Annotated in this window: 27 protein-coding genes; 19 read left to right on the top strand and 8 right to left on the bottom strand. The window is 67.9% G+C overall.

Annotated features, from left to right (window positions below; translation table 11 throughout):
- Positions 1 to 83: 83 nt before the first annotated feature.
- A complete protein-coding gene (locus tag AC6CIE_RS17635; RefSeq protein ID WP_175124439.1) occupies positions 84 to 2,381 on the bottom strand; it encodes an NADP-dependent malic enzyme in 2,298 nt (765 codons plus the stop codon).
- Positions 2,382 to 2,487: 106 nt separating this feature from the next.
- Between AC6CIE_RS17635 and AC6CIE_RS17630 the strand changes: the two genes are divergently transcribed.
- From AC6CIE_RS17630 to AC6CIE_RS17605, 6 genes are all read left to right on the top strand, one after another.
- Complete coding sequence (locus tag AC6CIE_RS17630; RefSeq protein WP_191576121.1) at positions 2,488 to 3,453, top strand: LysR substrate-binding domain-containing protein; 966 nt, start codon at positions 2,488 to 2,490, stop codon at positions 3,451 to 3,453.
- Between the two features lie 105 nt (positions 3,454 to 3,558).
- Positions 3,559 to 6,297, top strand: coding sequence for a cation-transporting P-type ATPase (locus tag AC6CIE_RS17625; protein ID WP_498093160.1), 2,739 nt, complete (start codon positions 3,559 to 3,561; stop codon positions 6,295 to 6,297).
- A gap of 144 nt (positions 6,298 to 6,441) precedes the next feature.
- Positions 6,442 to 6,990: a hypothetical protein gene (locus AC6CIE_RS17620; RefSeq protein WP_498093158.1), complete on the top strand. Its 549-nt coding sequence runs from the start codon at positions 6,442 to 6,444 to the stop codon at positions 6,988 to 6,990.
- Positions 6,987 to 7,478: a hypothetical protein gene (locus AC6CIE_RS17615; protein WP_291378003.1), complete on the top strand. Its 492-nt coding sequence runs from the start codon at positions 6,987 to 6,989 to the stop codon at positions 7,476 to 7,478. The genes AC6CIE_RS17620 and AC6CIE_RS17615 overlap by 4 nt, the downstream gene beginning before the upstream one ends.
- Before the next feature lie 66 nt (positions 7,479 to 7,544).
- Entirely contained in the window at positions 7,545 to 8,396 is an 852-nt protein-coding gene (locus tag AC6CIE_RS17610; protein WP_498093156.1) for an AraC family ligand binding domain-containing protein, read from the top strand.
- Positions 8,397 to 8,483: 87 nt separating this feature from the next.
- Positions 8,484 to 9,389 carry a DMT family transporter gene (locus AC6CIE_RS17605; RefSeq protein WP_425484337.1) on the top strand — a complete coding sequence of 302 codons (906 nt, stop codon included), beginning with the start codon at positions 8,484 to 8,486 and terminating at the stop codon, positions 9,387 to 9,389.
- Here the strand turns inward: AC6CIE_RS17605 and AC6CIE_RS17600 are convergent.
- Complete coding sequence (locus tag AC6CIE_RS17600; protein ID WP_175137779.1) at positions 9,386 to 9,862, bottom strand: MarR family winged helix-turn-helix transcriptional regulator; 477 nt, start codon at positions 9,860 to 9,862, stop codon at positions 9,386 to 9,388. The genes AC6CIE_RS17605 and AC6CIE_RS17600 overlap by 4 nt on opposite strands.
- 132 nt (positions 9,863 to 9,994) lie before the next feature.
- Here AC6CIE_RS17600 and AC6CIE_RS17595 point away from each other — a divergent pair, with 132 nt between their 5' ends.
- The gene (locus AC6CIE_RS17595) at positions 9,995 to 11,395 is read left to right on the top strand and encodes an MATE family efflux transporter (RefSeq protein WP_175124432.1); all 1,401 of its coding nucleotides are present in this window, start codon (positions 9,995 to 9,997) and stop codon (positions 11,393 to 11,395) included.
- On the opposite strand, the gene AC6CIE_RS17590 is transcribed toward AC6CIE_RS17595, so the two are convergent.
- Positions 11,319 to 12,332, bottom strand: a complete 1,014-nt coding sequence (locus tag AC6CIE_RS17590; protein ID WP_175137698.1) for a LysR family transcriptional regulator — start codon at positions 12,330 to 12,332, stop codon at positions 11,319 to 11,321. The two genes, AC6CIE_RS17595 and AC6CIE_RS17590, sit on opposite strands and share 77 nt — an antisense overlap.
- Before the next feature lie 121 nt (positions 12,333 to 12,453).
- Here AC6CIE_RS17590 and AC6CIE_RS17585 point away from each other — a divergent pair, with 121 nt between their 5' ends.
- Together AC6CIE_RS17585 and AC6CIE_RS17580 are read left to right on the top strand one after the other, a co-directional pair.
- On the top strand, positions 12,454 to 12,870 hold the full coding sequence (locus tag AC6CIE_RS17585; protein WP_498093154.1) for a sel1 repeat family protein: 417 nt from the start codon (positions 12,454 to 12,456) through the stop codon (positions 12,868 to 12,870).
- Positions 12,867 to 13,622 carry a sulfite exporter TauE/SafE family protein gene (locus AC6CIE_RS17580; RefSeq protein ID WP_175124429.1) on the top strand — a complete coding sequence of 252 codons (756 nt, stop codon included), beginning with the start codon at positions 12,867 to 12,869 and terminating at the stop codon, positions 13,620 to 13,622. Before AC6CIE_RS17585 ends, AC6CIE_RS17580 begins: the two co-directional genes overlap by 4 nt.
- Positions 13,623 to 13,683: 61 nt before the next feature.
- Here AC6CIE_RS17580 and AC6CIE_RS17575 read toward each other — a convergent pair whose 3' ends face one another.
- Positions 13,684 to 14,499 (bottom strand): SDR family NAD(P)-dependent oxidoreductase, encoded by an 816-nt coding sequence (locus tag AC6CIE_RS17575; protein WP_191576130.1) that lies wholly within the window; start codon positions 14,497 to 14,499, stop codon positions 13,684 to 13,686.
- A gap of 260 nt (positions 14,500 to 14,759) precedes the next feature.
- On the opposite strand from AC6CIE_RS17575, the gene AC6CIE_RS17570 reads away from it, so the two are divergent.
- Complete coding sequence (locus AC6CIE_RS17570; RefSeq protein WP_056558301.1) at positions 14,760 to 15,092, top strand: hypothetical protein; 333 nt, start codon at positions 14,760 to 14,762, stop codon at positions 15,090 to 15,092.
- Between the two features lie 21 nt (positions 15,093 to 15,113).
- Here the strand turns inward: AC6CIE_RS17570 and AC6CIE_RS17565 are convergent, their stop codons facing one another.
- Together AC6CIE_RS17565 and AC6CIE_RS17560 are read right to left on the bottom strand one after the other, a co-directional pair.
- Positions 15,114 to 15,650 carry a GNAT family N-acetyltransferase gene (locus tag AC6CIE_RS17565; RefSeq protein WP_175124427.1) on the bottom strand — a complete coding sequence of 179 codons (537 nt, stop codon included), beginning with the start codon at positions 15,648 to 15,650 and terminating at the stop codon, positions 15,114 to 15,116.
- A gap of 7 nt (positions 15,651 to 15,657) precedes the next feature.
- The gene (locus tag AC6CIE_RS17560) at positions 15,658 to 16,239 is read right to left on the bottom strand and encodes a helix-turn-helix domain-containing protein (protein ID WP_175124426.1); all 582 of its coding nucleotides are present in this window, start codon (positions 16,237 to 16,239) and stop codon (positions 15,658 to 15,660) included.
- A gap of 142 nt (positions 16,240 to 16,381) precedes the next feature.
- Between AC6CIE_RS17560 and AC6CIE_RS17555 the strand changes: the two genes are divergently transcribed.
- From AC6CIE_RS17555 to alkB, 3 genes are all read left to right on the top strand, one after another.
- Positions 16,382 to 17,899: a phospholipase D family protein gene (locus tag AC6CIE_RS17555; RefSeq protein WP_498093152.1), complete on the top strand. Its 1,518-nt coding sequence runs from the start codon at positions 16,382 to 16,384 to the stop codon at positions 17,897 to 17,899.
- A gap of 161 nt (positions 17,900 to 18,060) precedes the next feature.
- Positions 18,061 to 18,774: a 2OG-Fe(II) oxygenase gene (locus AC6CIE_RS17550; RefSeq protein WP_175124424.1), complete on the top strand. Its 714-nt coding sequence runs from the start codon at positions 18,061 to 18,063 to the stop codon at positions 18,772 to 18,774.
- Position 18,775: 1 nt separating this feature from the next.
- On the top strand, positions 18,776 to 19,429 hold the full coding sequence (alkB, locus tag AC6CIE_RS17545) for a DNA oxidative demethylase AlkB (protein ID WP_175124423.1): 654 nt from the start codon (positions 18,776 to 18,778) through the stop codon (positions 19,427 to 19,429).
- A 114-nt stretch (positions 19,430 to 19,543) separates the two neighbouring features.
- On the opposite strand, the gene AC6CIE_RS17540 is transcribed toward alkB, so the two are convergent.
- Positions 19,544 to 20,086: a carboxymuconolactone decarboxylase family protein gene (locus AC6CIE_RS17540; protein ID WP_175137691.1), complete on the bottom strand. Its 543-nt coding sequence runs from the start codon at positions 20,084 to 20,086 to the stop codon at positions 19,544 to 19,546.
- 143 nt (positions 20,087 to 20,229) lie between these two features.
- On the opposite strand from AC6CIE_RS17540, the gene AC6CIE_RS17535 reads away from it, so the two are divergent.
- The 6 genes from AC6CIE_RS17535 to AC6CIE_RS17510 all read left to right on the top strand — a co-directional run bounded on the left by AC6CIE_RS17535 (position 20,230) and on the right by AC6CIE_RS17510 (position 24,849).
- Complete coding sequence (locus tag AC6CIE_RS17535; RefSeq protein ID WP_498093150.1) at positions 20,230 to 21,093, top strand: AraC family transcriptional regulator; 864 nt, start codon at positions 20,230 to 20,232, stop codon at positions 21,091 to 21,093.
- A gap of 205 nt (positions 21,094 to 21,298) precedes the next feature.
- The gene (locus tag AC6CIE_RS17530) at positions 21,299 to 22,300 is read left to right on the top strand and encodes a formylglycine-generating enzyme family protein (RefSeq protein WP_175124422.1); all 1,002 of its coding nucleotides are present in this window, start codon (positions 21,299 to 21,301) and stop codon (positions 22,298 to 22,300) included.
- A 60-nt stretch (positions 22,301 to 22,360) separates the two neighbouring features.
- A complete protein-coding gene (locus tag AC6CIE_RS17525) occupies positions 22,361 to 22,753 on the top strand; it encodes a VOC family protein (protein WP_175124421.1) in 393 nt (130 codons plus the stop codon).
- A 15-nt stretch (positions 22,754 to 22,768) separates the two neighbouring features.
- Positions 22,769 to 23,578 carry an AraC family transcriptional regulator gene (locus AC6CIE_RS17520; RefSeq protein WP_175137688.1) on the top strand — a complete coding sequence of 270 codons (810 nt, stop codon included), beginning with the start codon at positions 22,769 to 22,771 and terminating at the stop codon, positions 23,576 to 23,578.
- Between the two features lie 100 nt (positions 23,579 to 23,678).
- Entirely contained in the window at positions 23,679 to 24,047 is a 369-nt protein-coding gene (locus tag AC6CIE_RS17515; protein WP_175137687.1) for a cupin domain-containing protein, read from the top strand.
- 55 nt (positions 24,048 to 24,102) lie between these two features.
- The gene (locus AC6CIE_RS17510) at positions 24,103 to 24,849 is read left to right on the top strand and encodes an SDR family oxidoreductase (protein ID WP_498093148.1); all 747 of its coding nucleotides are present in this window, start codon (positions 24,103 to 24,105) and stop codon (positions 24,847 to 24,849) included.
- A gap of 45 nt (positions 24,850 to 24,894) precedes the next feature.
- Here the strand turns inward: AC6CIE_RS17510 and AC6CIE_RS17505 are convergent, their stop codons facing one another.
- Complete coding sequence (locus tag AC6CIE_RS17505) at positions 24,895 to 25,422, bottom strand: MgtC/SapB family protein (protein WP_175124417.1); 528 nt, start codon at positions 25,420 to 25,422, stop codon at positions 24,895 to 24,897.
- Positions 25,423 to 25,523: the final 101 nt, after the last annotated feature.

The following is a 25,523-nucleotide window of genomic DNA, read 5'->3' as shown; positions in this document are numbered from 1 at the left end:
CGCAGAAAAAAATGCGCGCCGGCTCCGTGAGGAGCGGCGCGCATTGTCTTGGCCGCGCGAATCACGCGGCGGCTCAATGGCGATCAGGCGCCTTCGACGCGGTTGGCGTCGAGCACCGTCATGGCCGTCATGTTGATGATGCGACGCACGGTGGAGCTGTTGGTCAGGATGTGCACGGGGGCATTGGCGCCCAGCAGGAACGGGCCCACCGCGACGTTGCCGCCCGCTGCCGTCTTGAGCAGGTTGTAGGCGATGTTGCCGGAGTCCACATTCGGGCACACCAGCAGGTTGGCTTCGCCCTTGAGCGTGGACGACGGCAGGATGCGCATGCGCAGGCCCTCGTCCAGCGCGCAATCGCCGTGCATTTCGCCGTCGATTTCCAGGTCCGGGGCCGCTTCGCGGACCAGTTCCAGGGCGCGGCGCATCTTCTCGCCCGAGGCCGAGCTGCCCGAACCGAAGTTGCTGCGCGACAACAGCGCAACCTTGGGCGCCAGATTCATGCGCGCCATTTCTTGCGCGGCCATGATGGTGAATTCAGCGATCTGCTCGGCGGTGGGATCGTCGTTCACGTGCGTGTCCACCAGCACCACCGTGCGCTCGTCGAGCAGCAGGATGTTCATGGCGGCGTACACGTTGTGACCCGGACGGCGGCCGATGACCTCGTCCACGAAACGCAGGTGGTCGTGATACGCGCCGACCGTGCCGCAGACCATGCCGTCGGCATCGCCCAGGTGCACCATCATTGCGCCGATCAGCGTCAGACGGCGGCGCATTTCCACGCGCGCCATTTCCTTGGTGATGCCCCGGCGGCTCATCAGCTCCCAGTACGTCGTCCAGTATTGGTGGAAGCGCTCGTCGTATTCGGGGTTGGTGACTTCGACGTCTTCGCCCAGACGCAGGCGCAGGCCGAATTTTTCGATGCGCGACAGCAGCACGGCGGGACGTCCCACCAGGATCGGACGGGCCAGGCCTTCGTCGACGATGACCTGGACCGCGCGCAGCACGCGTTCGTCTTCGCCCTCGGTGAAGACAATGCGCGCCTTGCCGCCCGAGCGCACGATGCGCTTGGCCGCCGAGAACAGCGGCTTCATGAACGCGCCCGAGTGGTACACGAACTGCTGCAGCTGTTCTTCGTAGGCTTCCAGGTCGGCCAGCGGACGCGTGGCCACGCCCCCTTCCATCGCGGCCTTGGCCACCGCCGGCGCGATGCGCACGATGAGGCGCGGATCGAAGGGCTTCGGGATCAGGTATTCGGGACCGAACGAGATGTCGTAGGTGCCGTAGGCGGCGGCCACGACTTCGTTCTGTTCTTCTTCGGCCAGGTCGGCGATGGCATGCACCGCGGCCATTTCCATTTCGCGCGTGATAGTCGTGGCGCCCACGTCCAGCGCGCCGCGGAAGATGTACGGGAAGCAGAGTACGTTGTTGACCTGGTTCGGGTAATCCGAACGGCCCGTGGCCATCACCACGTCGTCGCGCACGCCGTGCGCCACTTCCGGAAGGATTTCCGGCGTGGGGTTGGCCAGCGCCAGGATCAGCGGACGCGAACCCATGGCGGCGACCATTTCGGGCTTCAACACGCCGCCGGCCGACAGGCCCAGGAACACGTCGGCGTCCTGGATCACCTCGGCCAGCTTGCGGGCGTCGGTCTTTTGCGCAAAGCGCGCCTTGTCCGGATCCATCAGCGTGGTGCGGCCTTCGTAGACCACGCCCTCGATGTCGGTCACCCAGATGTTTTCCAGGGGCAGGCCCAGGTCCACCATCAGGTCCAGGCACGCCAGCGCCGCAGCGCCCGCGCCCGACGTGACCACCTTGACCTGCTTGATGTCCTTGCCCACGACCTTCAGGCCGTTGATGAAGGCCGCCGACACGGTAATGGCCGTGCCGTGCTGGTCATCGTGAAAGACCGGAATCTTCATGCGTTCGCGCAGCTTGCGCTCGACGGTGAAGCACTCGGGGGCCTTGATGTCTTCCAAGTTGATGCCGCCGAAGGTGGCTTCCAGGCCGGCGATGATCTCGACCAGCTTGTCGGGGTCGGTTTCATTGATTTCGATGTCAAAGACATCCAGGCCGGCGAACTTCTTGAACAGCACCGCCTTGCCTTCCATGACCGGCTTGGAGGCCAGCGCGCCGATGTTGCCCAGGCCCAGCACCGCGGTGCCGTTGGAGATCACGCCCACCAGGTTGCCGCGCGCGGTGTAGCGGTACACGTTGGACGGGTCGGCCACGATTTCCTCGCAAGCCGCCGCCACGCCGGGCGAGTACGCCAACGCCAGGTCGCGCTGGTTGACGAGCGGCTTGGACGCCACGACGGAGATTTTTCCCGGGGTGGGGAACTCGTGATAGTCCAGGGCTGCCTGGCGGTCGGACGGGTTGTTCATGGGCTGTGGCCTCGCTGTCTTGAATTTGCAAAATTCTAGGGTGGAAGACATAAGGCGTTCATTCGGATTTAATATCGTCCCATCACGCTTTCCTAATGTCTTGTCTATGACAGCCTTTGATCCGGATGCCGTTTTCCGGAAATTGACCTCGCGCCTGAAGATGCGCCACCTGATGCTGCTGCTGCAGATCGAGCAGCACGGGTCGCTGACCCGGGTGGCCGAACACATGGCGACCAGCCAGCCGGCCGTGACCAATGCCCTGGCCGAGCTGGAAAGCATGTTCGGCGTGCCGCTGTTCGACCGCTCGGTGCGGGGCATGACGCCTACGCCCATGGGCGCCGTGGTGCTGGCGCGCGCCCGGGCGCTGGTCCATGATCTGGGCCATCTGGTGCAGGAAATGGAAACCGTGGCGGCCGGGCACGCCGCCCACCTGCACATCGGCGTCATTCCGTTCGTGTCGGGCCAGATGCTGTCGGCGGCCATCGGCCGCACGCTGCCGCAGGGCCGTCAGCTCACCGCGACCATCCACGAGGGTCAGGGGCCGGCGCTATTGCGCCAATTGCGCGACCACACGCTGGACGTGGTCGTCGGCTGGGCCACGCCCTCGGTGGACCTGAGCAACATCGGTTTCGAGGTCCTGTACCACCAGCAGCCCCGCCTGATCGCCAGCCGCCGGCTGGCCGCCCGGCTGGGGCGGTCGCGCCTGGAATGGAACCGGTTGGCCGATCTGGACTGGATCCTGGGCACGCCAGGCAGTCCGATCCGCGAGCAGGTGGCCGACATCTTCTTGCGCGCCGGCCTGGCGCCCCCGCCGCCGTCCGTGCAAAGCGACTCATCCAAGCTGATCGGCGAGATGATCGTGGCCAGCGACCGCGCCGTCACGATCCTGCCGGCCGACATCGCCGACGAGCTGGTTCGCATCGCGGGCGCGGCCATCGTGCCGTATTCATTTGACTGGACGCTTCCGCCGATCTCGCTGTTCACGCGGTCCGACGGATTGCGGCGCAACGTCGAGGCGCTGTTTGCGGCGGCGTTGCGCGAGGTCTATCTGAAGGGCGCGCGGCCGATGTGACGCCCCGGTCCGGCAGCCCGTCGTATCATGGACGCCGGACTGACCTGTGCGGCCCCCGACTTCCGGCCCGGTCACGTGGCCGGTCCCTCCGGGAGGCCGTACGTCATGACGCAGGCGAACACGCAGGTTCCGCAAGCTCCTCGCCCCTGGCACCAGCTCTCTGTCGACGAGACGCTGGGCATCCAGGTGACCAGCGCCGCCGGCCTTTCGCAGGACCAGATCCGGCGCAGGCAGGAGACACACGGCCTGAACGCACTGCCCCCGCCTGCCCGCCGCAGCGCCTGGCTGCGATTTCTGGGCCACTTCAATGACGTGCTGATCTACATCCTGCTGGGTGCGGCAGTGGTGACATCGCTGATGGGCCATTGGCTGGATACCGGGGTCATCCTGGCCGTGGCGGTCATCAACGCCGTCATTGGCTACGTGCAGGAAAGCCGCGCCGAACGTTCGCTGGACGGCATCCGCAACATGCTGTCGAACCATGCCCGCGTGGTGCGCGACGGGCAGAAGGAAGAGATCGACGCCCGCGATCTGGTGCCGGGCGACATCGTGATCCTGCGACCCGGCGACAAGATCCCGGCGGACGTGCGGCTCTTTGACACGCACAACTTCCGCGTCGAGGAATCGATGCTGACCGGCGAATCCACCGTCGTCGAAAAGCACGATGCGCCCCTGCCGGGTGACGCGCCGCTGGGCGACCGCCTGAACCTGGGGTTCTCGGGCACCCACGTCAGCGCGGGCAATGCGCGCGGCATCGTGGTGGCCACCGGCAGCGACACCGAGATCGGCCACATCAACCGCATGATGACGGATGTGCAGACGCTGCAGACGCCGCTGCTGCGGCAGATGGAGCTGTTGGGCAAGCGCATCTTCCAGGTGGTGCTGGTGATGGTGGTGGCGCTTTTCGTGCTGGGCCGCTACGTGCTCGACATGCCGCTGTCCGACCTGCTGATGTCGCTGATCAGCATCGCGGTCGCCTCCGTGCCGGAAGGCCTGCCTGCCATCATCTCCATCATCCTGTCGCTGGGCGTGCAGCGCATGGCGCGCAACCGCGCCATCATCCGCAAGCTGCCCACCGTCGAAACGCTGGGCGCGATGACGGTCATCTGCTCGGACAAGACGGGCACCCTGACCATGAACGAGATGACCGCCAAGAACGTGCTGCTGGCGCAAGGCGTGTATCGCGTGTCGGGCGACAACTACCGGCCCGTCGGCGAGATCACCCGTGAATCCGACGGGACGCCGGTGGACTGGCAGCGCGAGGACGCGCTGACGCGCTTCGTGCGTGCGGCCGCCATCTGCAACGACAGCCAGCTCCATGAAGATGCCGATGGGCAGTGGCGCATCGTGGGCGGTCCCACGGAAGGCGCGATGATGGTGCTGGCAACCAAGGCCGGCCAGAGCCTGGAGGGCGTGGCCAAGCACGGCAAGGTGCCGTTCGATTCCAGCTACAAGTACATGGCGCGCCGCTGCGACGACCATGGTCAGAACGTCATCTACGTCACCGGCGCGCCCGACGTGCTGTTCAAGCTGTGCGCGCAGGAACAGGGCGAAGCCGGGCCGCAGCCGCTGCGGCTGGACTACTGGGAGCGCGGCCTGGAGGCCTTTGCGCACCAGGGCCTGCGGACATTGGCAGCCGCGTACAAGCCCGGCACGGCGGACGCCACAGTGCTGGATCATCCGGACTTTCAGGACGGGCTGGTGTTGCTGGGCGTGGCCGGCATCATGGACCCGCCCCGTCCCGAAGCCATCGAAGCCATCGCGCAGTGCAACCAGGCAGGGATCCGCGTGAAGATGATCACGGGCGATCACCCCGAAACCGCGCTGGCGATCGGCGCCATGCTGGGCATGACGCATGTGCGCGAGGCGGTGACCGGCGCCCAGTTGCAGCAGATCGGCGACGATGAACTTGCCGCGCTGGCGCGCGACCACGACATCTTTGCGCGCACCAGCCCCGAGCACAAGCTGCGCCTGGTGCGCGCGCTGCAAAGCATGGGCGAAGTGGTCGGCATGACGGGCGATGGCGTCAACGACGCGCCCGCGCTCAAGCAGGCGGACGTGGGCGTGGCCATGGGCATCAAGGGCACCGAGGTCACCAAAGAGGCCGCCGACATGGTGCTGGCGGACGACAACTTCGCCTCGATCGCCTATGCCGTGCGCGAGGGGCGCCGCGTCTACGACAACCTGAAGAAGACGATCCTGTTCATCCTGCCGACCAACCTGGCGCAGGGACTGCTGGTCATCGTGGCGCTGCTGGCCGGCGCACAGGCGCCGCTGACGCCGCTGCAGATCCTATGGATGAACATGGCGACCTCCATCACGCTGGCCTTCGGTCTGGCGTTTGAACCGGCCGAACCGGGCATGATGCAGCGCCGGCCGCGCGATCCCGCGAAATCGATCCTGGACGGCTTCGCGCTCTGGCGCATCGCGTTCGTGGGGCTGCTCTTCACCACCTCCGCCTTCATCATCGAAAAGAGCCTGATTGCCGCCGGGCGCGATCCGGACTTCATCCGCACCGTCATCCTGCAGACGCTGGTGACGGCGCAATGGACCTATCTGTTCAACTGCCGCCTGCAGGACCGGTGGCCGATCACGCCCAGCATGTTCCGCAACAAGGCGCTGTGGCTGGTCACGATCCTGCTGGGCCTGCTGCAATGCGCATTGATCTACCTGCCCGCGATGAACCGCGTGTTCGGCACCGTCCCGCTGCCGCCGGAGTACTGGACCCTGACGCTGGTGGCCGCCGCGGTGCTCTTTTGCGTGGTGGAGATCGAGAAGCTGGTGCTGCGGACATGGCGCGCGCGGCGCGCCCGGCTCGATCTGGCACATCGCCCTGCAGCATGACGTGTCGACCGCGGCGTGATGGCGCGCCCCGGTTGACCGCCGCGCCTCGCGCACAAAAATGCCAACAAATGTAAAGGCCGCGGCCGCGCGGCTGCGCGCCCTCCTATACTTGCGCCCGCCAAGTTTCACAGGAGGGCCCGCAGCTTGTTCACCATCTCGCCAACCTTTGCGAGCGGCCGCGCGCTTTTCCTGCTGGGACTCGCCGCGCTGACCGCGCTTTCAGGCTGCAGTTCGATGCTCGGAGAAGGCACGGGCGCCGCGGCCGGTATCGCCGGCACGGCCATCGCCAACAAGGTGACCGACAACGCCACGGTGGCCACGGGCATCGGTCTGGGCGTGCAGGCCGGCGCGAAGGCCGCGCTGGCCTATGCGCAGCGCCAGACACGCGGTGAAGAGCAGGACGCCATCGCCAAGGCGGCCGGCGCGCTCGCGGTGGGCAAGGTCGCCAGCTGGAACGTCAAGCACAAGTTGCCGATCGAGGACGACGCGCGCGGCCAGGTCACCGTCAGCCGGCTGATCGGCGGCGGAGATCTGCAATGCAAGGAAGTGGTGTTCTCGGTGGACACGCCTGCCGAGAAGCCCGGCATTGATCCCGAACGCGAGTTCTACGTCACGACCGTCTGCCGCGACGGCGAAAACTGGCGCTGGGCCAGCGCCGAACCGGCGACCACCCGCTGGGGTTCGCTGCAGTGACGCGCGCGTTTGGCATGCTGGCGCTGACCGCCAGCCTGGCGCTCGCGGGCTGCCAGAGTTCCTCCATCGGTCCCGCCACGGGCGCGGTGGTCGGCACGCTGAGCGGCGCGGCCACAGCCAATCCCGTCGCCGGCTTTGCCATTGGCGTGACGGTGCAGGCTGCGGTGGACGCCACGGTGAAGTACGTGTTGCGCGAATGGAAGAACGACCAGCAGAACGTCATGGCCAATACGGTTGGCGCGCTGCCCATCGGTGAAGTCCGGCAGTGGCAGATCAAACGTGCCCTGGCGGTGGGCAACGAACGCGGCAGCATCCAGGCGGTGCGCGACATCGATACGCCGCTGGCGCACTGCCGCGAGGTGCTGTTCACGGTCGAGGTCGAAGGCGCCGCACCTGCCTACGCCAGCACGATCTGCCAGCGCCGGGACGGGCAATGGAAATGGGCCTCGGCCGAACCCTCCGTGGCGCGCTGGACCGGCCTGCAATAGCGGCGCTTGATCGGCGCGAGATCTGCGGGCGATACTGGCCCGACCGTCATCGCCGCCACGTCATTCATGCCCGCAGGCCAATTCCTCATGCAGCGCAGCGCCATCGCCGGCGTGCAGGCCGTCTCCGCCTGCAGCGGCCACGCGTTCGCGCGCCACACGCATGAACAATTCGGCATCGGCGTGATGCGCCAAGGCGCACAGGTGTCGCACAGCGGCCGGGGTCAGGTGGAGGCCGGGCCGGGTTACGTCATCACGGTCAATCCGGGCGAGGTCCACGATGGCGCGCCCATCGGCGACGGTGTGCGGGCCTGGCAGATGATCTACCTGGATCCCGGTGTCGTGGCCGCCTGCGCCGAAGACCTGGCCGGTGCGGGCGTGCCTCGGCGTCACGATGCGGGCAGGCCGTCGGGCGCCTCCCTCTACGAATTCGAGCACCCGGCGCGGCACCAGCCAGCGCTGGCCCGTGACGTCCTTGCGCTTTATGCGCACATCACCGCAGGCGGATCGCCGTTGGCGTGCGACAGCCTGCTGTTGCGCGTGCTGGCGCAGGCTGGCGGTCCGCGCGGCACGCTGGCCACCGCCCCTGCGCGCGAGGCGATACCGTCCTCCCTGCGCCATGCGATCGCGCGCATCGACGACGACCCGGCCGCCGCGCTGTCGCTCGCCGATCTGGCCACCGCCAGCGACCTGAGCCGCTACCAGGTGCTGCGCGCCTTCACGCGCGCCACGGGGCTGACGCCGCACGCCTACCAGATGCAGCGTCGCCTGCTGCTGGCGCGGCGGCTCATCCGGCAGGGCATGGCGCTGGCCGATGCGGCCGCGCTGGGCGGTTTTGCGGACCAGAGCCACATGACGCGGCTTTTCGTGCGCGCCTATGGCGTGTCGCCGCACCGCTATGCGTTGGCCGCGGGCGCCTGACCCGCCTTCCCTGCAATTTCGTTCAAGACCTGCCTCCCGCCTGCGCCCTACGCTGCGCCTTTTCCAACGGGAATTCAGGCGATGGCCATCAACAGGCTGCGGCACGGGTATCTCTATTTGGCACTGGCCATGGTGCTGGTCGGCAGCACCGTGACCGCCAGCAAGATCATTGGCGCGGGGTTGCCGCCCTTCACCGCGACCGCCCTGCGCTTTGCCATCGCGTTGCCCTGTTTCGCCCTGCTGATGGCGGCGACCGGCGCGCGCCTGCCCCGGCTGCACCGGCGGGACTGGCTGCTGCTGACGGTGCAGGCGGTGGCGGGCAGCGTCGGATATACGACCTTGTTGATCGCCGGGTTGCAGCGGACCTCGGCGGTGGACGGCGGCATCATTCTGGGGACGCTGCCGCTCGTCACGGCCGCGATCGCCATGCTGCTGCTGGGCGAGCGCCCAGGCCGGCGGGCCCTGACTGCCATCGGCATGGCGGCGTTCGGCGTGTGGCTGATGACCAGCCGAACCCCCACGCAGGGCATGGACGGGTCGCTCGCCGGCAACGCGCTGATCCTGGGCGCGGTGGCCTGCGAGGGGCTGTTCATCCTGTTGAACAAGCGCCTGCGCACGCCGGTTGCGCCGCTGGCGCTGTCGACGTTGATGACGGCATTCGGCCTGGCGTTTTCCGCAGTGGCCAGCCTGACCGAAGCGCCATGGGCGTTGGACTACACGCCAGGCGCGGTCGCCGCCGTGGCGTATTACGCGCTGGTGCCCACGGTGGGCGGCTTTCTGCTCTGGTACGCGGGCGCAGCGCGCGTGCCTGGCTCAGAGGCGGCGCTTTTTACCGCACTGGCGCCCGTTTCCGCCGTGATGCTGTCGGCCGGCCTGCTGGACGAGCCGGTGACCGGCGCGCAGATTGCCGGCATGAGTTGCGTGCTGGGCGCCGTCCTGGCAATGACCCGGCGCGGCGGCGCGCGCAGCAACGGCACGGGGGACGGCATCTAGCCGCGGCTGAAGGCCTGCGCGAAGTCGTCGGAAAAGATGTCGGCAAGCGCGTGGCGCAATGCCGCGGCGCGCTCGGCGCCGTACGCGGCCTCGAAACGGTTCTGCGCGTCCTTCCACAAGCGGCGGGATTCCGCCAGCTTGGCGCGGCCGGTCTCGGTCAACTCCACCCGGCGGCTGCGGCCATCCAGCGGGTCGCGCATCATCTGCACGTACCCATCGCGCTGCAAGGGCTTGAGGTTGTGCGCCAGCGCGGACCGGTCCAGCACCATCGCGCGGGCCAGGTCGGTCATCGACGGCGAGCCCGCGCGGGCAATGTGCACCAGGATCGAATGCTGCGACACCTTCAGCCCGCAGGGCGCGAGTACTGTGTCATAGAGCTGGGACACGCGACGCGTCGCCTTGCGCAGCGCAGCGCCGTTACAGACAAGCGGATCCGGGGGAACGGCAGAGCCGAGGAGCGGGGCGTCGGACATGGCGGCCAAGGAAGGAAAATCGGCGGGCAAGGACATAACGCTACCGCCCGCGCGAGTTCACGTCCAGCCCGTTATTGACAGTTATTGGCATATGCACGTAAATTTTGCCGATCACGTCCACCGGCCTTCCCCATGCCAGCGACCGCTCCCCCACGCCCCGCCAATGCGCGCTTGCAAGCCATGCTGCATGGTCCCATCGCGCCCACGCTGGCGCGGCTGGCGTGGCCCAACATCCTCATGATGCTGGCGCAGTCATCCACCGGCCTGATCGAGACCTGGTTCCTGGCGCGGCTGGGCACGCCGGTGCTGGCCGGCGTGGCGCTCGTCGTGCCGGTGCTGATGCTGATGCAGAACATGTCGCAGGGCGCGATGGGTGGCGGGATTTCCGCCGCGGTCGCGCGCGCGCTGGGCGGCGGACGGCAACAGGAGGCCGATCAGCTCGTGCTGCATGCGGTCGTGCTGAACGCCTTGCTGGGTCTGGCCTTCTGCGTGTTGTTGCTGGCCTTCGGTCCGGCGCTGTACCGCGCGCTGGGCGCCGAAGGCGAAGCGCTCGACGCCGCGCTGGCGTATTCCAATGTAATCTTCGGCGGCATCGTCCTGATGTGGCTGATGAACGCCTTTGCCAGCGCCATCCGCGGCACCGGCAACATGCTGGTGCCGGGCGCGGTCATCTGCGGCGGCGCGCTGCTGCTGATTCCCCTGTCGCCATGCCTGATCTTCGGATGGGGCCCCTTCCCCGCCCTGGGCGTGGCGGGCGGCGGCTGGGCGCTGGTGATCTACTACGCCGTGGGCACGCTGATCCTGGGCGCCTATTGCGCCAGCGGACGCAACGCGGCGCGGCTGGTCGCCAGCCGGCTGCATGCGACGCTGATGCGCAACATCCTCAGCGTGGGCGCGCTGGCCACCATCAACCCGCTCATGACCAACGCGCTGGTGGCGCTGACCGCGGCGCTGGTGGGCGCCTACGCGGGCGAGGCAGCGGTGGCGGGCTATGGCGTGGCGGTGCGGCTGGAATATCTGTTGATGCCCATCGCTTTCGGGCTGGGAGCGCCCATGGTGGCGATGGTCGGCTCGAACATCGGCGCGGGCCAACCGGAGCGCGCCATGCGCATCGCCTTGACGGGCGGGGCGATGGCGTTCGTGCTGGCGGAGGCGATCGGGCTGACCGCGGCGTTTTTCCCCGACGCGTGGCTGCGCCTGTTCGGCGCGCAGGATCACATGCTGGAGGCCGGCGCCGGTTATCTGCGCATTGTGGGTCCGGTGTATGGGTTTTTCGCGCTGGGCTTTTCGCTGTACTTCGCGTCGCAAGGCGCCGGAAGGCTGAAGTGGCCGTTGATGGCGGGGTTCCTGCGGCTTTTGATCGGCATCGGCGCAGGCGGCGTCGCGCTGCACATGACCGGTTCGCTGACGGTGTTCTTCGTGATCGCGGCCGTGGCGATGTGCATCTACGGCCTGATCATCCTGGCCGCCGTCGCGTCGGGTTCGTGGTTCGACCGCGGCCACCTGCCGGGGCGCCGGCTTTTTGCACGCTGACGCGCGCAGGGGCGTCGGGGGCCGGGTCCACGGGCGCTTGGGCCGCATCGCCAGCCGGTGCGTCGCGCAACGCATAGGCCACCAGATCCGCCGCGTACGCGGGAAGATCATCACGCACGCACAGCACCAGATCGCGGGCCGCCCACGGATCCGCCAGCGCCACGCGGCATACCCCCGCCGCGCGGCCATAGCGCACCGCCGCCGCGCGCGGCACGATCGCCACGCCGACCCCCTGCCCCACCATCCGGCAGACGGCATCGAAACTGCGCAACCGCACGCGATAGGACAGCGCCTTGCCGCTGCGGCGCGCGTGATGCGCGATGTGCTCCTGCAACGCGCTGCCCTGCACCAATCCGACGAATTCGTACCCGGCCACGTCCTCCAGCAGCACCTGTTGCAGCGCCGCGAGCGGATGGCTGCGCGGCACGATCAGCGTCAGCGGGTCATGGCGGAAGATGCGCGTGCGCAGGCCGTGCAGATCGGCCGAGTCCGCCAGCACCCCGATGTCGCATGCGCCGGTCCTCAGCGCGTCGGCGATCTCGTGGCTCAGGCGCTCTTCAAGGTCGACGGAGATATGCGGATGGTCCTTGAGAAACGCGCCCAGCACGGGCGGCAGGTATTCGCTGAGCGCCGTGGTGTTGCACAGCACCCGCACATGGCCTTTCAGCCCGGCGCCGTAATGATCCAGCTCGCCGCGCATGCGGTCGATCTGGCCCAGCACCAGCCGTGCATGATGAACCAGGGTGCGCCCCGCGGGCGTCGCCTGCACGCCGCGCGGCTCGCGCACCAGCAGCGGTACGCCCAGCGCGTCTTCCATGCCCCGGATGCGCTCGCTGGCCGACGCCAGCGTCATGTGCGACCGCCCCGCGCCCGCCGTGATGGAGCCGGTTTCGTGCACGTTCAGGAAAAGGCGTAGGTCGGTCAGGTCAAAGCGCATGAAAAAAAGCGTAGCACGCTATCCTCAGGCGCAGCCATAGTCTGGGTAAGCCAGATCCCGATAGGCGCGGTCGGGCGCGAGCGTGAGAATGCGTCCATACCCACCCAAACAGGCGGTAATCATGAACATTGCAATGTTGTGCACCCGGACCGCGCGCTGGCCGGGGCTGGCCTTGGTTGCATTGACGCTGCACGCCTCAGGCGCAGCCGAAGCGCAGGCCGGACTTGGCGGCCCCCTCACCCCCGCCCAGCAGTACGCACTGGCATTGGAAGCGCAGACGCAGGGCGACCATGGCGCAATGCTGACGTGGCTGCGCGCCGCCGCGCGCGCGGACCACCCGCCCGCGCAACGGATGCTGGGCATGGTGCTGATCGGCGCTCCCGCGTTGTACGGCCCGTCGCTGCCCGCCGACCTGTGCGAGGGGCGCGCATGGCTGCTGCGCGCCGCCCGCCAGAACGAAGGACCGTCGCAGGATGTGGCCTTCGCCCTGTTCGGCCGCCCCAAGGACGCGCTGACCGCGCACTGCGAGCCCGCATGAATCTTTTCGATCCCGTATTGCTCGCGGCTGTCGTGACGGTCTTCGTCCTGGCCGGCGTGGTCAAGGGCGTGGTCGGGCTGGGCCTGCCCACCATTTCGATGGCATTGCTGGCGCTGGTGATGGCGCCGGCGCAGGCGGCCGCGCTGCTCATCGTGCCGTCGCTCATCACCAACCTGTGGCAGGCGCTGCCGTGGGTCACACTGCGCGCGGTCCTGCGCCGGATCGCCGGCATGCAGGCCGGCGTCTGCGCGGGCACGGTGGCGGGCGCGCTGTGGCTGGGTCCGCCCTCGGGCGACTGGGCCGGCATCTTCCTGGGGCTGGCGCTGGTGGCTTATGCCGCCTGGGGACTGTTTGGCTCGCCGCCCACGGTGCAGCCCCGGCATGAACAATGGATCGGCATCGCGGCCGGCGCGGTGACCGGGGTGATCACCGCCGCCACCGGCGTCTTCGTCATCCCGGCCGTGCCCTATCTGCAAGCCCTGAAATTGGACAAGGACGCGCTCATCCAGGCCATGGGGATTTCCTTCACGGTGTCGACCGTGGCGCTGGCCGCGGGGCTGTGGCTGAACGGCGGCTACACGGCCGGCGCCGCCAGCGCGTCGCTCCTGATGCTGCTGCCGGCACTGGCCGGCATGGCGCTGGGGCAACGGCTGCGCGGTCGGCTTTCCGCGCGCACGTTCAAGCTGTGCTTCATGGTCAGCCTGGCGCTGCTGGGCGCCTACCAGGCCGGGCGCGGGCTGCTGGGCGGCTAGCGGCTGCGCGCCTCAAACGGTCTGCGGGCTCCTCACCTGATGCGCTGGCGCGCTGTACGCCTCAAGCGGCCAGCCGTCTCCCGTCAACCGCACCGATCGACACGGACATCTCGCGCCAGCGCGCCAGCTCCTGTTGCACCGACTGGATCTTGATGCGCGCCTGATCGAAGGAATCGCGGCCCAGGAACAGGTGCAGGGGCGCGTATTGCGCCTCGGCGGCCTGGATCAGCGCCTGCGCCGCCTTGACCGGATCGCCGCCCTGGTCCCACCCTTGCTCGCCGCGCGCGGCCAGCTCCGGGGATGCTTGCGCATCACCCGCGCGCATCGCGCCCGGGTAGACCAGCGACACGCGGATGCCCAGCGGCGCGGCATCGGCGGCCAGGGACTCGGTCAGCCCGCTGACGGCAAACTTGGCGGCGCTGTAGGCGCCCCATTCCGGCGCGCGGCCATCGAAACCCAGAATCGACGAGATATTGAACACATGCCCGCCGCGCTGCGCGCGCAGACGCGGCATCACGGCGCGGATGACGTTCAGCACCCCAAACACGTGGGTATCGAACGTGCCGCGCAACTGCGCATCCGACAACCGCTCGAGCGAGCCTTGCACGCCCTGCCCGGCGCCATTCACCACGACGTCGATGCCGCCAAAGGCCGCCGCCGTGGCGTCCACCGCGCGGCGCACCGCGCGCTCGTCGGCCAGGTTGACGGTCAGGGGCAGGAACCGGCCTTCCAGCTTGGCGCCCACTGCTTCCAGCAACGCATCGCCATCGTCCGACGTGGCCGCGACCTTGTGCCCGTGATCCAGCAGCATCTTGACCAGCGTGACGCCCAGCCCGGCCGACGCGTCCGTCACCAACCAGATTTTTTCGGTATTCATACGATTCCCTTCCCTTGCTTGCGGCCGCCGGCAAGATGCCTGGCTGCGCGGCCGATACCGCCGCGCTCTGCAGAGCCACGGCCGGCGCGGCCCTGGACAGGATAGTAAGAATCGTGTGCGCGGGCGTACAGGCTGGATCTTGCGTGAAACCTGCCTATTTCTACGGCAATGCGATATGGCGGATAATCCGTCTGTTTGCCGCCGCCACGCGCGGCGGGTCATTGCGGGGCTTTCTTTCCCCGCTGCTTTCGGAGTCAGCTATGCATCGCGGCATTGAAGCGATCGAACACTTCATGGAATCCATCGGCCTGACCTGGCAGCCCGGCCGCGTCGCACGCGCCGAACTGCGCGTCAGCTACCGCATCGGCAATACCCGCCCACTGGGCATCGACCGCACGCTGGTGGAATTCCACTGCGACGCCAAACGGGCAAAGGTGTGGGTGCCCGAGTTCTCGCGCACCAGCTTTCACCAATGGTTCGAAGTCCCCTATCAAGACTTCGAGTACACGCCCGGCGGGTCCATGCTGAAGATCAAGGCCGCCGCGCGCGGCAACGCGCCGCCCTACAGCGTGGGCATCAAGCCGCTGGCCTGATCGCCCCGCGCGGAACGCCGGTCATAGCGGCTTGTACATGATCGTCGTTCCGTCCACCTTCGCCGGGTCGAGCGGATCTCGTGCAAATCCCGGAATCACCCCCACCGTCTGATAGCCCAGCGACGCGTACAGCGGCTCGGCCGAATCGCCCGTGCGCGTGTCCAGCGTGAGCAGGCTGCGATGCAGGCGGCGCGCCATGTCCTCGACCTCGTGCATCAGCCGGCGCGCGATGCCCTGGCGGCGGAAATCCGGATGCACCAGCAGCTTGCGCACCTCGGCGCGGTGCGGCTGGTTCGGCGGCGTGTCGACGTCCAGTTGCACGGATCCGGCAACCCGCCCGTCCACGCGCGCCACCCACAACTTCACCGCCCCGCTTTCGACGCCCGGCAGCACCTTGCCGCGCCAGAACCCCTGCGCGTCGTCATGCGTGTACGGCAGCACGAAGCTGACGCTGGCCCCGCCCTGCACGCACGCGTGCAGCAAGGTGGCCAGCTCGGGGATGGCGGCCGCGGCGGCATCGGCCGTCAGCAGCGTCAATTCAAGGTTTGCAGGGGTCATGGCAGGCTCAGACGATGAAAAGCAGGTAGCGGGCGCCGCTGTGCGGCGGGGTGACGAAGGCGCTGGCGCCGAATAGCTGGTAGCGCAGGCAGTCGCCCGGCAGCAGGCGATGCGTGTGGCCGTCGGCCGTGACGGACAGCTCGCCGTCCAGCATCAGCAGATGGTGTTCAAGGCCGGGCCGTGGCGATTGGTCATAACTAATGCGGGCGTCGGCGGCCAGTTCGCAGGCCAGCACCTCGCCCGCCAGGCGCTGCGACGGCGGCGACACCGAGCGGCGGCGGAAACCCACGCTGTCATCCACCCACACCGCCTGCGCGGCCTGGGGCACATGGGCGGCAAAGTCGTCTTCGACCATCAGCATGAGGCGCGACATCGTCATGCCATGGGCGGCGCAAAGCTTGCCCAGCACGCTGGCGGTGGGACTGACCTCGCCATTTTCAAGGCGGGAGAGCGTGGCGCGGCTGATGCCGGCGCGGCCGGCCAGATCGTCCAGCGACCAGCCCCGGTCCTGGCGCAGTGTTTTTAGCCGGGCGGCCAGACGAAGGTCCAGCCCGGCATCGGCGGCGGCGGCGGTGTGTGGTTGTTCCATATCCGGGAATTTATTCCATATATGAAAACATGTCGACCGCGTGGTTTCCCCGATGCGCAATCCGTTCGCCCGCCGGACACTACGAGCGACCCGCGCCGGATTCGGCACAATAGCGGTCATGCACTTGGGCAAACACCTCTACATGACCATCTTTTGCGCGTTGACTTCCGGTTGTTCCCTTCCCTCGCTGGACAAGCGCAGCGTGTCGCAGGGACTTACCGATGAGGAAGCCGGCGCAACGCCGCTGGGCCGGGCGATCGCCCCACTGGCCGCCGCGCATCCCGGCAAGTCCGGCATCCACGCCCTCGCCGATCCCCTGGACGCCTTTGCCGCGCGCATGATGCTGGCGCGTGCGGCCGAACGCAGTCTGGACGTGCAGTACTACATCTGGCACGACGACATGACGGGCATCATGCTGTTCGAGGCGCTGCACGAGGCCGCCGACCGCGGCGTTCGCGTGCGCCTGCTGCTGGACGACAACGGCACGTCGGGACTGGACCGGACGCTGTCCGCGCTGGACGGGCATCCGAACATCGAGGTGCGGCTCTACAACCCTTTCACGCTGCGCTGGCCCAAGCCGCTTGGTTACCTGACGGACTTCAACCGGCTGAACCGCCGGATGCACAACAAGTCATTTACCGCCGACAACCAGGCCACCATCGTGGGCGGCCGCAACATCGGCGACGAGTACTTTGGCGCCACCGACGGCGTGCTGTTCAGGGACATGGACGTGCTGGCCATCGGCGCCGCCGTCAGCGACGTGTCGGGCGACTTCGACCGCTACTGGCGCAGCGATTCCGCCTATCCGGTGGAAGGCATCGTCCGGAAGGCTGCGTCCAACGAACTGGAAGAACTGGAGGCGGACGCGGCCGCGGTCGAACAGTCGCCCGAGGCCGCAGCCTATGCGCAGGCGATGCGCGACCTGCCCTTCATCCGGCAGTTGCTTGGCGGCGAACTGCCCCTGATCTGGGCGAGCACCCAAATGGTCAGCGACGATCCGGGCAAGACGCTGGGCACCGCGCCGCCCGAGGCGATGCTGCCGCACCAACTGCACGAGATCGTGGGCGAACCGGCAAAAGAACTGCTGCTGGTGTCGCCTTACTTCGTGCCCACCGCCGCCGGCACGCAGGCGTTTGCCAAGATGGCGCGCAATGGCGTCAAGGTCCGGGTGCTGACCAACGCGCTGGAAGCCACCGACGTGGCGGTGGTGCATTCAGGCTACGCCAAGCGCCGCAAGGACTTGCTGGCCGCCGGCGTCGAGCTGTACGAAATGAAGCGCGCGGTGCAAGGCGTCGAGCGCAACAAGAGCATGGGTCCCTTCGGCAGTTCGGGCTCCAGCCTGCACGCCAAGACCTTCGCGGTGGATGGCGAGCGCGTTTTCGTCGGGTCGTTCAATTTCGATCCGCGCTCGGCGCGATTGAACACCGAGCTGGGATTCGTGATCGACAGCCCGGCGCTGGCGCGTGGCATCGAAGACGCCTTCGAGGAAGAACTGCCCCGCACCGCCTACCGCGTCATGCTGGATGAGATGGGCAAGCTCTACTGGCTGGACGATCGCGACGGTCACACGGTGCGCCATGACCGCGAGCCCGGCGCCAGCATCTTGCAACGCGCGACCGTGTGGGTGGCGTCGCTGTTGCCGCTGGAGCCGTTGTTGTAGGGGTGGAAGTCAAACGCGACCCGGTCTACCGCAATCCGCAACAAGCGGAGTGGCCGTTTATTTCGCAAGGCGTAGACTGGACGCAGCGATTTTCCGCAGTGAATTTTCCGCAGTGAATCTGCCGCCGTAAATTTGCCGCAGTAGTTCTCCATTCAACGACCATGACCACCACGCCCGCCGACGCCCTGCTCGCGCAGCAGGACTGGAACCGCGCCGTTGCCGACCTCGACGCGCACGGCAACGCTGTCCTGCCCGCCTTGCTGACGCCTGCGCAATGCATCGCGCTGTCGGACGCCTACGACCACGATGATCGCTACCGAAGCCGTATCGTGATGGCGCGTCACGGATTCGGGCGTGGCGAGTACAAGTATTTCCGCTATCCCTTGCCTGACCTGCTTGCCCGCCTGCGCGGCGCGCTTTATACCCAGCTGGCGCCCATCGCCAACCGATGGAACCGGCAGATGGGCATCGGCGTGCAGTACCCCGCAGATCACGCGGATTTTCTTGCGCGGTGCCACGGGGCCGGCCAGCGCCGGCCGACGCCATTGATCCTGCAGTACGGGCCGGGCGACTACAACTGCCTGCACCAGGACCTGTACGGCGAACACGTGTTTCCGTTGCAGGTGGCGGTGCTGTTGTCCACGCCGGACGTGGACTTCACGGGCGGTGAATTCGTCATGACGGAAACCGGCAGCCGAGAGCAGCGCGCCGACGTGCTGCCCCTGAAGCAAGGAGATGCGCTGATCTTCACGGTGAACCAGCGCCCGGTTCCCGGCGTGCGCGGATGGCGCAAGGTGGCCATGCGCCACGGCGTGAGCGAGCTGCGTTCGGGGCGCCGCCACACGCTTGGCATCATTTTTCACGACGCGGTGTGACATGACCCTGGACCTATTCGGCGGCGACGATCCCGCCCAGCATGGCCGCGTGACCATCGGCCCGCAATCCGTGGTGTTGCGCGGCTTTGCGCTGCCAACCGTTGACGCGCTGCTGGCCGGCGTGGACGACGTGACCGCGCAGGCGCCGTTCCGGCACATGGAGACGCCCGGCGGGTACACGATGTCGGTGGCGCTGACCAACTGCGGCGACTTGGGGTGGACGACGGACGCCCGCGGCTATCGCTACAGCCGCATCGACCCCGTGTCCGGACAGCCCTGGCCGGCGATGCCGCAGGCCTTCACGCAGTTGGCGCAGGACGCGGCGCGGGAAGCCGGCTTTCCGGATTTTGCGCCCGATGCGTGCCTGGTCAACCGCTACGAACCCGGCTCGCGTCTGTCGCTGCACCAGGACCGCAATGAACGCGATTTCAACGCGCCCATCGTGTCGGTGTCGCTGGGCATGCCGGCGATGTTTCTGTTCGGGGGAGACGACCGCGCGGACCGCGCGGCGCGGGTGCCGCTGTTTCACGGTGACGTCGTCGTGTGGGGAGGCGTGGACCGCCTGCGGTTTCACGGCGTGATGCCGCTGAAGGACCTGCCGCATCCGCGGCTGGGCAGCCAGCGCATCAACTTCACGATACGCAAGGCGGGATAGGGGCGCGCGGCCGCTGCCGGCGCCCCTGTGGAACCCGGTGGCCCGGGCCGTGGGGACAGCGCGGGCCGCGCGTTGCGAAGGCCGCCTGGGTTGCCCAGGTTGGCCCCGGATCGCTCACGCCGCGCGCAACTGCACACGCGGGAAATCCACCGGCACGTCGAACGCCACGTTCACGTAGTTGGTGAACAGGTTCAACGCCACATGCGCCAGGATCTCGACGATCTGCTCGTCATTGAAGCCGGCCGCGCGCACCGCCGCCACGTCGGTGTCGGCCACCTGGCCGTGCTGGCGCACTAGCTTCAGCGCGAAATCCAGCGCCGCGGCCGTCTGCGGATCGTCGGCGTGGCCGGCCTGGGCCGCAGCCATCTGTTCGGCAGTGGCGCCAGCCTTGCGGCCCAGCGCGGTGTGCGCGGCCAGGCAGTATTCGCAGCGGTTGCGGTCGGCGACGGCGACGGCGATCTTTTCCGTCAGTTGCGGGGGCAGCACGCCGCCGCCGAGGGCGCCGAACGCACCCCACATGCTTTTCAGGGCGGCGGGCGAGTTCGCGACTGCGCGGAACATGTTGGGGGTCGCGCCGAACGCGCCGTGGATCTGGTCAAGCAGCGCCTTGCTGGCAGCGGGAGCAACGGAGGAGTCGATGAGTTGAACGCGGGACATGATGTTTCCTTTCAGTGAGTTGATTCAATCGTTAAGGGAAAGGCGCCGGCTGGTTTCCTGCTGCCTTTGCGCCAGTATGGGCGGGCCGGGAGTAATATTGGGCACCTAACGTCCACGATTCATATCTATTCGTCCAAGACGCCATGACACCCTCGCTCGACCGTCTGTCCGCCCTGCTCGACCGGTTCCGCGTGCGGGCGCACCTGTTCCATGCCGGCCCGCTGTGCGGTCTGAACCGGTTCGCGCCCGAACCCGGGCGCGCCTTCCTGCACGTGCTGCGACGCGGCGACATGGAGGTCGCGCACCGGGCCGGCAGCGGTCTGCCCCGCCGGCTGCGCGTAGCCGAGCCGACGCTGCTGTTCTACGCACGCCCGGTGCACCATGAATTCCACAACCCGCCCGAGGACGGCTCGGATTTCACCTGCGCCACGCTGCACTTCGAAGGCGGCGACCACCATCCGCTGGTGCGCGCGCTGCCGCCGCTGATCGCGCTGCCGCTGGCGCGTGTTGACGGACTGGCGCAGGCGCTGGCGTTGCTGTTCGCCGAAACCGAACAGGTGCGATGCGGACAGCGGCTGCTGGCGGACCGCCTGTTTGAGGTGGTGTTGATCCAGCTGTTGCGCTGGCTGATCGACCATCCTGCCGAGGCCGGCATACAGATCGGGTTGATGACGGGTCTTGCCGAGCCGCGCCTGGCGCGCGCGCTGGTCGCCATGCACGAGCAGCCCGGCGCGGCCTGGACGCTGGCAGCGCTGGCCGGCCGTGCGGGCATGTCGCGCGGCGCCTTTGCCGCCGCGTTCAAGCACGTGGTCGGCCAGCCGCCGGCGGACTACCTGGCCGACTGGCGCCTGACGCTGGCGCAGTCGCGCTTGCGGGAAGGCATCGCCGTCAAGACGATCGCCGCCGAGCTGGGCTACGCGAACGCGTCGGCCCTGTCGCGCATCTTCAGCCAGAAGCTGGGCGCATCACCGCGGCAATGGCTGGATGCGCGGGCGGCGGAAAACTGAGCGGGCGGCAGTCGACGATGCAGCCTTTGGGGTCCGCCAGCGGGCGGTCCGGCGGTCCGGCGGTCCGAAGCTCCGGCGATCCGGCGCTCCGGCGGACCGGCTTTCCGCGACGCGTCCGTCCAACATGAGGGTTCACCATGTCTGGCGGCGGCCGCGCAGCGGACCTACTATTGCGCACCCCTCAGGCCTAACCCGTCGGACTGCCATGCGTACCCGCACTGCCTTCGCCCTGCTCTGCACCCTGACCTGCGCGTCCGTCCAGGCGGCCACGCCGCCCGACATCGTCGAAAATTCGCTGGGTATGACCTTCGTGCGTGTCCCGGCGGGCACATTCCAGATGGGCAGCGACGAAGGGGCCGACACGCTGGCCGCCGCTTATCCGCACTATCCGCCTGACCGCTACGCCCAGCTCTTTGACGAAGCGCCGGTGCACGCCGTTCGCATCACGCGGCCGTTCTACCTGGAGCGCACGGAAGTCACCGTGGGCCAGTTCCGGCGCTTCATCGAAGCGTCCGGCTACGTGCCGGAGTCCGAAGCCGACGGCACCGGCGGCTACGGCTACAACGCCGCGTACGATCCGGAAACGTCCGCGTCGGGCGACGCCTTCGAAGGCCGCGACCGACGGTATTCCTGGCGCAACCCGGGATTTGTGCAGGGCGACGATCACCCGGTGGTGAACATCAGCTGGAACGACGCGCAGGCGCTGGCGCAATGGCTGACCAGGACGGAAGGCCGCGTGTACCGCCTGCCCACCGAAGCCGAATGGGAATACGCCTGCCGGGCCGGCACGCGCACGCGCTACCAGAACGGCGACGACCCGGCCGCGATGCCTGACGTGGGCAACGGTTTCGATGCCGACGCCAGCCCGTTGTGGCCGAAGTGGCAGGCCTTTGCCTCGCCGCGCCACGACGGCAACACCTTCACCGCCCCGGTCGCCAGCTACGCGCCCAATGCGTTCGGCCTGTACGACATGCACGGCAACGCATGGGAATGGGTCGCGGACTGGTACGGCGAGGACTACTACGCCCACTCCCCGACTGATGATCCGCAGGGTCCGGAAGCCGGCAACGTGCGCGTGCGGCGCGGCGGCTCGTGGCATACGTGGGCGCTGTACACGCGCTCGTCGTACCGCAACTGGAACACGCAGGAAACGCGCTATCCGCTGGTCGGCGTGCGCCTGCTGCGCGAGGCCGACGCCGCCGACTGAGGTCAAAGACTTCCTGGTGGGTTAGCATGGCCGCACGATCCATTTGAAGAGAGTCCTGATATGCACACGCTGGGCCGTCTCGTCCTGCTGGTGAACGACTACGACACCGCCATCGCCTTCTACCGGGACAAGCTCGGGATGGAGGTGTCTGTCGACATGCCTGTCGGCCAGCAGCGCTATGTGCATCTGCGTCTGCACGATCAGCCCTCGGTGGGCATGTGGCTGCTGCAGGCCCAGACGCAGGCCCAGCGCGATCGCGTGGGCGACCAGACGGGCGGCCAGCCCGTCGGCGTGTTCTACACGGACGACGTGCTGCGCGATCACGCGCACTTCTCGGCCAAGGGCGTGCGCTTCACGCGCGAGCCCGTACAGGAAGAGACCGCCGCGTACGCCCACTTCATCGACCTGTACGGCAACGAGTTCGTGCTGGTCCAGCTGAAGCAGCCGGCGTAGCCGCGGGGTCTGCTCATGGCCTTCGATGCGACCCGCAAGGACTGGATCCGGCGTGCCGCGCCGTCCAGCCGCGTGGAGCGCATCGAGGCGTACTTCGGCGGGCATGGCTACGACATGCACCGCCACGACACCTACGCCATCGGCCGCACCCTGGCCGGCGTGCAAAGTTTTCATTACCGGCGCGGCATGCAGCACAGCCTGCCGGGCGGCACCATCGTGCTGCATCCCGACGAAGCGCATGACGGCCAGGCCGGCACCGACGCGGGCTTTCATTACCGGATGATCTACGTGGAGCCGGCGCTGATCCAGCAGATCCTGGGCGGCCGGCCGCTGCCGTTCATCCGCGACGGCATCAGCGCCGATCCGCGGCTGTACGCGGCCAGCGGCGCGCTGCTCCAGGCCACGGGCCAGGACATCGATCCGCTGCAGGAAGACGACGCGCTGTTTGAACTGGCGCACGCGCTGTGCGCCGCCGCGGGCCGCAGAACCGGCCGGCGCGCGCCCGATTACGCCGCGGCCGAACGCGCCCGGCAGTTCATCCATGCATCGTTGGACCAGCCGATTCTGCTGGACGACCTGGCGCGCGCGGCGGGCACGGATCGCTGGAGCCTGTCGCGCGATTTCCGCGCGCTGTTCGGCACCAGCCCATACCGCTACGTGATGCTGCGGCGCCTGGACCTGGCGCGCCGGCTGATCGCGGTGGGCACGCCGCTGGCGCAGGCTGCCGCCGACGCAGGCTTCACCGATCAAAGTCACCTTACGCGCCGCCATGTGCAGGCCTATGGCATGGCGCCCGACCGCTGGCGGCGGATGCTGAACGGCTGACGCGCGGCCCCGGCGCGCAACGGAAAAAGCTGCTCGATCGTACAAGACGGCGCGCCCGGCGCCGCCGTATCGTGGGGCTTTCCATCCCCATGAGCCCGCCATGTCCCTCCCTGCTTCCATCAATCTGGCCGCCAAGCTGGCCCTGATCCACGACCACTGGATGCCCAAGGTCATTGCCGAGATGAACGACTACCAGTTCAAGCTCGTCAAGCTGAAAGGCGATTTTGTCTGGCATTCGCACGCCGACACGGACGAGACGTTCATCGTCATCGCGGGCCATCTGCGGATCGCGCTGCGTGACGGCGAGATCGCGCTGGGTCCCGGTGAAATGACCGTGATCCCCAAGGGCGTGGAGCACAAGCCCTGTGCGCCGCAGGAAGTGCAGCTCATGCTGATCGAGCCGCGCGGCGTCGCGAACACCGGCGACGAAGGCGGGCCGCGCCGTGCGCCCAACGACGTATGGATCTGATCGGCCGCGTTTGCTAACGTGTGGCCCAACAGTGATGCCACCACAGGAGGAAACCATGTCCAAAGTCATGCTTGTCACCGGCGGCAGCCGCGGCATCGGGGCTGCCATCGCCAAGCTGGCCGCCCGCCGCGGGTACGCGGTCGGCGTCAATTACCACGCCAATGCCGATGCCGCAGAGGCGGTCGTGGACGAGATCACCCGAGACGGCGGCAAGGCCGTCGCGATTCAGGCGGATGTCGCCCAGGAGGACCAGGTGCTGCGCATGTTCCGCACGCTGGACGAGCGCCTGGGTCGCATCCACGCGCTGGTCAACAACGCCGGCATCCTGGAAAAGCAGATGCGCGTCGAGGACATGGATGCCGCCCGGCTGCACCGGGTGTTGTCCACCAACGTGGTCGGCGCATTCCTGTGCGCACGCGAAGCCGTGCGGCGGATGTCGCCGCGCCACGGCGGCCAGGGCGGCGCCATCGTCAATATGTCGTCGGCCGCAGCGCGGCTGGGATCGCCCAACGAATACGTGGACTACGCCGCGTCCAAGGGCGCGATGGACACGCTGACCATCGGGCTGTCCAAGGAAGTCGCTCCCGAAGGCATCCGCGTGAACGGCGTGCGCCCCGGCACGATCTACACCGAGATGCACGCCAGCGGCGGCGAGCCGGGCCGCGTCGACCGGCTGAAAAGCGTCATCCCGCTGCGGCGCGGCGGCACCGTGGAAGAAGTGGCCGGGGCGGTGATGTGGCTGTTTTCGGACGAGGCCGGCTATACCAGCGGCTCGTTCATCGAGGTATCGGGCGGCAATTAGCGGGCGGCCCGGCAAGACTGCGACGGGCGGATCCGCTTCCGGTGTCTACGGCGATCCCTTGTCATCCGTCGAGATCACGCGCTTTTCCTGGCTTGCGGAAATGCGCGCCTCGACGCGCCGCAGCACGGCCAGCACAAACAGCGCCATCAGGGTGCTGACCACGGCGGTGGCCTCGCGGCCCATGCCGGCGGCCACGCCAATGGCGGCGGTCATCCAGATGCTGGCCGATGTGGTGAGGCCATGGATTTCGCGCTCGGCGCCCAGCTTGATGATGGCGCCCGCCCCCAGAAAGCCGATGCCCGCGATCACGCCTTGCAGCACGCGGCTCAGGTCTCCGACTTCCATGCCGCCCTGCAACGGCACCAGCACGAAGATGGCCGCGCCCAGCGCCACCAGCATGTGCGTGCGCAGCCCGGCATCCTTGCCTCTGCGTTCCCGTTCGTAACCCAACAGGCCGCCCAGCAGGACGGCCATGCTTAAGCGCAGCACAATGCGTGTTGCCTCCGCCACATCGGGAATATCGGCAAATTCAGTACGCACTGCAGTCCAGATTTCCAGCCAGATTTGCGACATCGACGAGTCCTTGGATCCGAGGAGAAACCGAGCATAGCAGGCGGCGCGCGGACGCGGCGCACCTTCGCGTCTTCAAAATTTCTGCCCTGGATCCCACAGCG

It is taken from the genome of Achromobacter sp. GQ309, from assembly GCF_059759315.1.
This window is presented reverse-complemented; position numbering and strand designations above follow the sequence as displayed.

What these genes read in the sequence shown, in the direction of transcription:
- AC6CIE_RS17505 (WP_175124417.1), bottom strand. Translation starts at nt 25,422, where the DNA reads ATGTCGCAAATCTGGCTGGAAATCTGGACTGCAGTGCGTACTGAATTT.
- AC6CIE_RS17595 (WP_175124432.1), top strand. Translation starts at nt 9,995, where the DNA reads ATGCCAGCGACCGCTCCCCCACGCCCCGCCAATGCGCGCTTGCAAGCC.
- AC6CIE_RS17560 (WP_175124426.1), bottom strand. Translation starts at nt 16,239, where the DNA reads ATGGAACAACCACACACCGCCGCCGCCGCCGATGCCGGGCTGGACCTT.
- AC6CIE_RS17535 (WP_498093150.1), top strand. Translation starts at nt 20,230, where the DNA reads ATGACACCCTCGCTCGACCGTCTGTCCGCCCTGCTCGACCGGTTCCGC.
- AC6CIE_RS17590 (WP_175137698.1), bottom strand. Translation starts at nt 12,332, where the DNA reads ATGCGCTTTGACCTGACCGACCTACGCCTTTTCCTGAACGTGCACGAA.
- AC6CIE_RS17530 (WP_175124422.1), top strand. Translation starts at nt 21,299, where the DNA reads ATGCGTACCCGCACTGCCTTCGCCCTGCTCTGCACCCTGACCTGCGCG.
- AC6CIE_RS17570 (WP_056558301.1), top strand. Translation starts at nt 14,760, where the DNA reads ATGCATCGCGGCATTGAAGCGATCGAACACTTCATGGAATCCATCGGC.
- AC6CIE_RS17580 (WP_175124429.1), top strand. Translation starts at nt 12,867, where the DNA reads ATGAATCTTTTCGATCCCGTATTGCTCGCGGCTGTCGTGACGGTCTTC.
- AC6CIE_RS17600 (WP_175137779.1), bottom strand. Translation starts at nt 9,862, where the DNA reads ATGTCCGACGCCCCGCTCCTCGGCTCTGCCGTTCCCCCGGATCCGCTT.
- AC6CIE_RS17635 (WP_175124439.1), bottom strand. Translation starts at nt 2,381, where the DNA reads ATGAACAACCCGTCCGACCGCCAGGCAGCCCTGGACTATCACGAGTTC.
- AC6CIE_RS17625 (WP_498093160.1), top strand. Translation starts at nt 3,559, where the DNA reads ATGACGCAGGCGAACACGCAGGTTCCGCAAGCTCCTCGCCCCTGGCAC.
- AC6CIE_RS17525 (WP_175124421.1), top strand. Translation starts at nt 22,361, where the DNA reads ATGCACACGCTGGGCCGTCTCGTCCTGCTGGTGAACGACTACGACACC.
- AC6CIE_RS17510 (WP_498093148.1), top strand. Translation starts at nt 24,103, where the DNA reads ATGTCCAAAGTCATGCTTGTCACCGGCGGCAGCCGCGGCATCGGGGCT.
- AC6CIE_RS17610 (WP_498093156.1), top strand. Translation starts at nt 7,545, where the DNA reads ATGCCCGCAGGCCAATTCCTCATGCAGCGCAGCGCCATCGCCGGCGTG.
- AC6CIE_RS17540 (WP_175137691.1), bottom strand. Translation starts at nt 20,086, where the DNA reads ATGTCCCGCGTTCAACTCATCGACTCCTCCGTTGCTCCCGCTGCCAGC.
- alkB (WP_175124423.1), top strand. Translation starts at nt 18,776, where the DNA reads ATGACCCTGGACCTATTCGGCGGCGACGATCCCGCCCAGCATGGCCGC.
- AC6CIE_RS17550 (WP_175124424.1), top strand. Translation starts at nt 18,061, where the DNA reads ATGACCACCACGCCCGCCGACGCCCTGCTCGCGCAGCAGGACTGGAAC.
- AC6CIE_RS17565 (WP_175124427.1), bottom strand. Translation starts at nt 15,650, where the DNA reads ATGACCCCTGCAAACCTTGAATTGACGCTGCTGACGGCCGATGCCGCC.
- AC6CIE_RS17520 (WP_175137688.1), top strand. Translation starts at nt 22,769, where the DNA reads ATGGCCTTCGATGCGACCCGCAAGGACTGGATCCGGCGTGCCGCGCCG.
- AC6CIE_RS17585 (WP_498093154.1), top strand. Translation starts at nt 12,454, where the DNA reads ATGAACATTGCAATGTTGTGCACCCGGACCGCGCGCTGGCCGGGGCTG.
- AC6CIE_RS17575 (WP_191576130.1), bottom strand. Translation starts at nt 14,499, where the DNA reads ATGAATACCGAAAAAATCTGGTTGGTGACGGACGCGTCGGCCGGGCTG.
- AC6CIE_RS17630 (WP_191576121.1), top strand. Translation starts at nt 2,488, where the DNA reads ATGACAGCCTTTGATCCGGATGCCGTTTTCCGGAAATTGACCTCGCGC.
- AC6CIE_RS17515 (WP_175137687.1), top strand. Translation starts at nt 23,679, where the DNA reads ATGTCCCTCCCTGCTTCCATCAATCTGGCCGCCAAGCTGGCCCTGATC.
- AC6CIE_RS17555 (WP_498093152.1), top strand. Translation starts at nt 16,382, where the DNA reads ATGACCATCTTTTGCGCGTTGACTTCCGGTTGTTCCCTTCCCTCGCTG.